Below are 7,008 nucleotides of genomic sequence, written 5' to 3' on the forward strand. Positions count from 1 at the left end.
AAGCAAGGAATGAAAAAATTTACTGGTTGATCACAAGGAACCAGAGCAGTAGAAGGTAAAAAAGAAGGTGAAAACTTTCTAAAGAACATTTTAAATATCCTAAATATACAAACTCTGCAACTAACACCTGGAAATAAATTTCACAGTGTTAAAAGCGAATTAGAACCAAACAACTATATGTCTCCTGATTTTGTTATAAATTGTCCTAATACATTTAAAATTAAATTCAAAAACCGACCACAATATTTATTTTTAGAAAGTAAATTCAAACAAATAAATGGTTCTGACTGAGAGAAATTAGAATCTAATTTTGGATATCATCATCACTTTTATAATAAGTTATCAGAATTATTCGATCAAGATATAAGAATTCAAACAATTGTTATATTGGTAGGTTTTTGAAAAATATTACAGAAAAATTATTGAAATTTTATAGATTATTACAAAAGCACATATGGTGAATTTGTCATATTTGATTTTGGTTTCAAAGAAGATATTTATACCTTTGCAAGATTAATGGATATTAAATTAAACAAAGAACAAGAACAAAAAATTGAAGAAGCTTGAATAAAAGTACACAAAATAGATTAATTAAATTTCTTTAAGATTTGATATATTACACCAGCGGGAATATGTGATGTTTCATTTGCTTCCCCTATTTGCTTTGTATTAAAATCACCAATAGTTTTTAATGCATATTTTTGTTTAGTTAATTTTCCTAATGTCATTGAAGTTTTCTTTAGTGATGAGTGTCCTTTATCCCCAATTTTATAACCTATATCAACATATCACCTACGATAATATTTATAGCTACCAAATTCATCAAGAACTTTTTTAACATGTCTAAAATCACCTGAACCATTAAGGTAATTTTTTTTATATTTTACATTTTCAATTCATTTATCATAATATTCTTTGGACACTTCTTCTCATTGAGTTTCATATGTTCTAGGTCTGCGATCTTTTTTTAATTCTATTTTTATATTTGAATAAAAGCAGCCAGATTTATTTTGTGGAAAATCATATGCACCATAACATGCAACATTTTCATAACCATTCAAACCTAAATTCACTCTTAAAAATTGAAATAACATCGAACTTTCAGGATTTTCTATATATCAATATTTTGGTTTAAAAGTTTTTATCAAATTCACGGAATTGACTGCGCATTTTTCACCTAATCTCTTTATAAAAAGTTGTTTTGGTCCGTTAAGTCTTTTAGTAAAACCAGATTTAAGGTTTTCAAATTCTTCCAAACTTCTTTCGATAAGTTTGGAATTTTTGTCACCTTTTATTTCTTGTTTTCAAAAACAAGTTCCTCCTCCAACCATTGATAAAACCTTACTAAAAGACTGACACAATGTTGAACTAAGAATAATGTCAGGTTTTTGTATAGTGTTTTCTTTAATTAATTTATTAAAATCACTGATTATTGAATCAGAACTTAAATCGATATCTATATAAGTTTGGAAATTATAGTCAGTTTGACCACGAAAACTTTCTTTATGTGTTTTAACAACATCGAAAGTATAAACTTTGTAATATTGATCTAAATTATATTCTTTTATTGCTCTTGATACAGAATTGCAACCACCACCAAATAAATCTCAAATAATTTTCTTATTAAATGATTGCATTTTTCTCCTTATATTTATTTTATCAAATTCTTTAATTTTGCTTTCGTTAATCTGTATGCTTCTGAATATTAATTATTTCAATATTTTGTCCTTTTTTAATACTATTTTTATAAAAATCTAATAATAAGATATGATTATTTAATATATATGAGAGGATTTGATGGCAAAAATATTATCTAGGAAATTGTTAATAATACTTATCTTACTATTCACTTTCTTTTCAACTACATCTACTTTTTTATTGGTATATTTTACTACTGAACTGATAAGTCTACTACAAGAACAAAACCAACAATTTTATACAGATTTATATGCAGATATATCTTTAATATCTATATTTTTAATAAGTAGTATTATCAATGTTTTTCTTAGAAATAAGTTAGATAATTATATTTCAAAATTAGTAACGAATAATATTGTAGACAAAATCTTTAGTGTGCCAAATATCGAGCTTTCAATTTCAAAATCACAAGAAAATATTAATTGAATTAAACATAGAATCCCAGAATTTCGAAGTATTGTTTTAAAAACTTCTTTAGATGCAGCAACATCGTTCATAGTTAATATTGGAACATTATTTGTATTAATTGTCTTAAGTTATAAACTTGCTCTAATCGGTATAGGTGCACTTATATTACTACTTATTTTCCCTTCCTTTTTGAATCTAATAATTAATAAACATAAGCACACAAATAAACAAAAAGAAGCAAGATTTTTAAACTCTCTACAAACTACTTTTAACGGATTTAGGCTTTTTTACTACTTAGGGAATGATAGTTACATCATTAAGTATATAGATGAGATTTTGAAAAAGTGAATTATCAGAATAGATAAAGATCATTCCAAGATTAATATCATTGAAACAATTAACAATGGGTTTACCTTTATTATAGGACTCTTTTTAGTTTTTATTACAGGTTTTTTTATAGTCAACCAACATCAACCAGTTGCTATTATTTTTGTACTACCGAGTTTATTTATCGCTTTTTCATCAAATATTCATAATTTAATTAAATTAAATTCAAAATTAAATGAATATAAAAGTTTTTATAAAAAATTTAATTTTGAATTTAAAGATGTACATCACGATTTTTCTAAAATTACTTTCGGTTCTATAAGTATTAACAATTTAACATACCAAAATAACAATCACACAATCTTAAATAATATAAATTATGAATTTATCAAGGGTAAATCCTATGCAATAACAGCAAACGATAAAAATACTAGAAACTCATTTATCAACATACTTTTAAAACAAATAAATACATATAATGGACAAATAAGTTTTGATGGAGAAAATATAAATAATATAAATACAGCTCAATTTCTTAAAAGTATTAGTTATATAACTTCCCATTATAAGCTTTTTGATGATAGTCTTTATAATAACATTACACTATGAGAAGAAAATCAGGTAACTAAGGTTAAAGTAGTTTTAGATATTGTAGAACTAAATAACTTTGATATTGATATGCAAATATCAGAGCAATCACTAAATCGTAGTCAAAAACAGCGAATACACCTTGCTAGAGGACTTTGTGAAGATAATTCTATTATTATCTTAGATGATGCTTTTTCAAATGTTGAAATGAATTATTTAAATAAGATTTTTAGTTATCTTAAAACAAAAAACATTATCATCATACATTCAACGGGTAGTATCAAAAATCTAAATCATTATGATTTTATTTTAAATCTTGATAATCAAACGGAGGAATATGAAGAAAGTATTTAAAGATATTAAATCAATATTTATATTTTTTACTCTTTTATCTATATTCATATCTTTATTCGCTATTGGTATTACTTTTTTAGAAGGATATGCAATTGATGCTTTATTAAAAAGATTTGAAGTAATTAAAAATCATGAGATATTGAATTTTGTTATTTTATTATCTGTTGTATGCTTAGCTTATTTTATTTCTTTAATCGGTAAATATTACATATCAAAAATAAACAATAAGTTTGTTTTATATATATCAAAATCAATTACCAGCAACCTTTTTTCACAATTTAAAGATGCAAGTATCGAAGTAAAACAAACTTACTGTGTACAAGATATTTTTAAAGAAATAATCGATCAATCAAAGACTATTGATATTCATACCTTTATCCCTTTATCACAATCGATTTCTATTTTATTTACTTATTTAACTATCATAATATTTTTCGGTATTACAAACTGAATTGCTTTAGTCTTACTCTTGGTAGTTTTAAGTTTTTGCTCGATAATCTATCTTATATTTGCTAAAAAACTTAAAAAAAATTCAAAAGAGAACAATGTCGCTTTTAAGCAACTTATAAATAAATTATCCTACTATATGAAAAGATATCCAGTTCTTTATTTTGCAAATAAAGAACATCTTATCAAGGAATTTATGCAACAAGAAATTTATAAATATTATCAAGCGAACTATAAATATAATTTTATAAATTCTATAAATGATAGTTTTATTAAAATTGTCCTAGAATTTGGTTCTTTCTTAGGTTTGGTTGTTTTAGGAACATTATATTTAAATCAAAATCCCTTTACATCAATTGGTTCAATTTATATATTTAAAAAAGTTATTGAATTATTTAAGAATCAATTACCTTTATTAGCAAATAACATAAAAGTCTTAACAACATATAAACACGAATTTACTGTTTATAACTTTCACCACGGAGATTCTAAGAATTTAAGTTTTTAAATCAATAAAAATCAATTTAATTTTGTAAAATTTAATAATGGAACACAAAAAGATAAAAAACTCTTTTTCACGCGAAGTAAAAAAGGAAATAATAAATCTAATTAAAAGAGATAATGAATTTGTTGCTTTTTTAAATGGATTTATTTTTTCTAATGCGATTATGTCCGAAACCGAATTTGTTTTAAATATAAGAAATGAATATATTTTTGAAAAACTTGTTAAAAAATTTGAAAAAAAAGGTTTGAAATTTACCCCTAAACAAAGTAAAATAAAAATTAACAAAAAAGATTTTCAAATAAATTTTGAAAATGAAATGAACCAGCAACCCACTTTCTTTTTTGCTGGTGTTTTTGTTGGTGGAGGAAGTATTTCAGATAAAAACTCTACTTCATATCACCTAGAATTAAAGGCAAATTATTTAGAACATATAAAAACCATAATTGATAAACTTAATAAATACGAGTTTGAATTTAATGTACTAGAAAGAAATTCAAAATTTATTGCTTATACTAAAAAACTTGATAATTTACTTGATTTTTTATCTGCGATAGGTGCTAAAAAATCTTGATTTTCCTTACAAAACATTAAGATAAATCGCGATATGGAAAATTTTTCAAATCGGCTGAATAATATAGATTTTTCAAATTTAAAGAAGGTCACAGATAGTGCAAAAAAACAATTCGATAACATTTGCTATATATATAATAATAATTTAATGAACCTTTTTGATGAAAATCAACTTATAGCATTTAGAATAAGAATGGAAAATCCATGGATTTCATTAACTGATATAAAAAATACCCTAGAAGAACATCACAATATTTATATATCTAAAAGCGGAATTAGTCATTGATTTAGAAAGTTAGATAAAGTCGCAAAAGAAAGTCAGAAATAAGAGAAAAATATAATAAATTTTTTATATTTTTGTAATTTAGATATATGCTTTTTCGGAAAATTAAGATATTATAAATTTTAATACTTAATACCAGTTAAAAAAATATATTAATTTCTTTTGTTATCACTACACAAAAATACAAATATGATAAAATATAGAAGCAATAAATTTATTTAATTGCAGAAAGTAGATGAAATCTCACCTGATGGTCATAGCCTTGGGTTTAGCTACAATTAAATGTATCAAACTTCTGATACTTTTAAAGTAGGAGAGCGAATCAAACTTTTTTATAAGGAGACATTATCATACACGACAAAAGAAAAAAACCTACTTCAGAACATTATGTTAACAAAGACATTCCATTTCCAAAAGTTTTCTTAATCGGAAGTGGTGGTGAGAAATTAGGTGTTAAATATACTTCTGAAGCTATTGAATTAGCAAGAAACGAGAAAATGGATTTAGTTTTAATCAGTGTGGAACCTAAACCTATCGCTCGAATTTTAGATTACGGAAAATTTAAATATGATCGTAAAAAGAAACAAAAGGTTATTAAAGAAAAACAAACAACCATTCAAAATCGTGAAATCCGTTTGACTCCTATGATTGGTGAAAACGATTTAACTACCAAAGCAAAAAAAGCTCGCGAGTTTCTTTTTAAAGGTGATCGTATTAAGGTTTCTGTAAAACTTAGAGGACGCGAATTAGGTAGAAAAGACTTAGGTGAAAATATATTATGAAAGTTTTTATCTAAGGTCGAAGATATCGCTGATAAGACAACCGAACCAAAACTTGTAAATGAACGTTTCTTAGACATGAATCTCCAACCAAATAAAACAAAAATCGCTAAATACTTAAAAGAACAGAACCTAAATGCTCAGCATCAAGGTTCTATAGAAGGAGAAACAAATGCCAAAGATGAAAACTAAAAGTGCATTAAAAAAACGTATTAAAGTTACCGGAACAGGTAAGGTTATGAGAGAACAAGCCTTCCGTTCACATTTAGCACAAAACAAAACTACCAAACAAAAACGTCAAGCCCGTAAATCAACTCTTATGCACAGAAGCGACCTTAAAAGATTTAAATCATTGATTTAATCTTTCAGCTTGATATTTTATTAACTAAGAAAGGAAAATAAATATGGCAAGAGTTAAAGGTGGAACAGTTACAAGAGCAAGACGTAAAAAATGAATAAAATTAGCTAAAGGTTACTTTGGACATAAATCAATCGGTTATAAAGTTGCAAAACAAGCAGTTATAAAATCATGAACATATGCATTTAGAGACCGTAAACAAGTAAAGAGAAATTTCCGTAAACTATGAATTGCGCGTATTAATGCAGCAACCAGAGCAGAAGGACTTAGTTACTCAAGATTTATTAACGGACTTAAAAAAGCAAATGTTACAATCAACCGTAAGATGCTTTCAGAATTAGCAATCAACGAACCAAAAACTTTTTCTATGCTTGTTAAATTATCTAAGGAAGTTTAGAAAGCACAAAAGAGCAGATGCTCATTTGAGTCAAAATGCAATCTAAAAGCTACACTATAAAAATTAGGTTATTGTGTAGTTTTTTTGTATAACCACAAATTATTTTTCGATGATAAATTTACAATATTAACTTAACAAAAGCAAAAATAATTTTAAACTTACAAAATCATTAACCCTAAAAACTCATTTAATGTAGGATGTAGGCGTGGTATCTCCCAATATCCTACTTTACTGCTTTATAAAGTAGGACAAAAAGATTAACAATTAATTCTGTTAATCTTTTTGTTTTATTAA

Annotated in this window: 8 protein-coding genes; 7 read left to right on the forward strand and 1 reads right to left on the reverse strand. The window is 25.2% G+C overall.

The annotated features are described in order from the left end of the window. Positions 1-9 precede the first annotated feature (9 nt). On the forward strand, positions 10-591 hold the full coding sequence (locus tag ACXYRK_RS03145) for a hypothetical protein (RefSeq protein ID WP_458614750.1): 582 nt from the start codon (positions 10-12) through the stop codon (positions 589-591). On the opposite strand, the gene ACXYRK_RS03150 is transcribed toward ACXYRK_RS03145, so the two are convergent. After that, entirely contained in the window at positions 588-1,637 is a 1,050-nt protein-coding gene (locus ACXYRK_RS03150) for a hypothetical protein (RefSeq protein ID WP_458618030.1), read from the reverse strand. The two genes, ACXYRK_RS03145 and ACXYRK_RS03150, sit on opposite strands and share 4 nt — an antisense overlap. 160 nt (positions 1,638-1,797) lie before the next feature. On the opposite strand from ACXYRK_RS03150, the gene ACXYRK_RS03155 reads away from it, so the two are divergent. The 6 genes from ACXYRK_RS03155 (at position 1,798) to rplT (ending at position 6,714) form a co-directional block, all read left to right on the forward strand. Beyond that, positions 1,798-3,375 carry an ATP-binding cassette domain-containing protein gene (locus tag ACXYRK_RS03155; RefSeq protein ID WP_458618031.1) on the forward strand — a complete coding sequence of 526 codons (1,578 nt, stop codon included), beginning with the start codon at positions 1,798-1,800 and terminating at the stop codon, positions 3,373-3,375. Next, on the forward strand, positions 3,359-4,330 hold the full coding sequence (locus ACXYRK_RS03160; protein ID WP_458618033.1) for an ABC transporter transmembrane domain-containing protein: 972 nt from the start codon (positions 3,359-3,361) through the stop codon (positions 4,328-4,330). The genes ACXYRK_RS03155 and ACXYRK_RS03160 overlap by 17 nt, the downstream gene beginning before the upstream one ends. A gap of 37 nt (positions 4,331-4,367) precedes the next feature. Continuing rightward, entirely contained in the window at positions 4,368-5,225 is an 858-nt protein-coding gene (whiA, locus tag ACXYRK_RS03165) for a DNA-binding protein WhiA (RefSeq protein ID WP_458618034.1), read from the forward strand. Positions 5,226-5,530: 305 nt separating this feature from the next. Continuing rightward, a complete protein-coding gene (gene infC, locus ACXYRK_RS03170; RefSeq protein ID WP_458615233.1) occupies positions 5,531-6,151 on the forward strand; it encodes a translation initiation factor IF-3 in 621 nt (206 codons plus the stop codon). Next, a complete protein-coding gene (rpmI, locus tag ACXYRK_RS03175) occupies positions 6,132-6,320 on the forward strand; it encodes a 50S ribosomal protein L35 (RefSeq protein WP_435129700.1) in 189 nt (62 codons plus the stop codon). The genes infC and rpmI overlap by 20 nt, the downstream gene beginning before the upstream one ends. Before the next feature lie 43 nt (positions 6,321-6,363). Next, complete coding sequence (gene rplT / locus ACXYRK_RS03180) at positions 6,364-6,714, forward strand: 50S ribosomal protein L20 (RefSeq protein WP_458607508.1); 351 nt, start codon at positions 6,364-6,366, stop codon at positions 6,712-6,714. Positions 6,715-7,008: the final 294 nt, after the last annotated feature.

The organism is Mycoplasma sp. AC1221 (assembly GCF_054353815.1).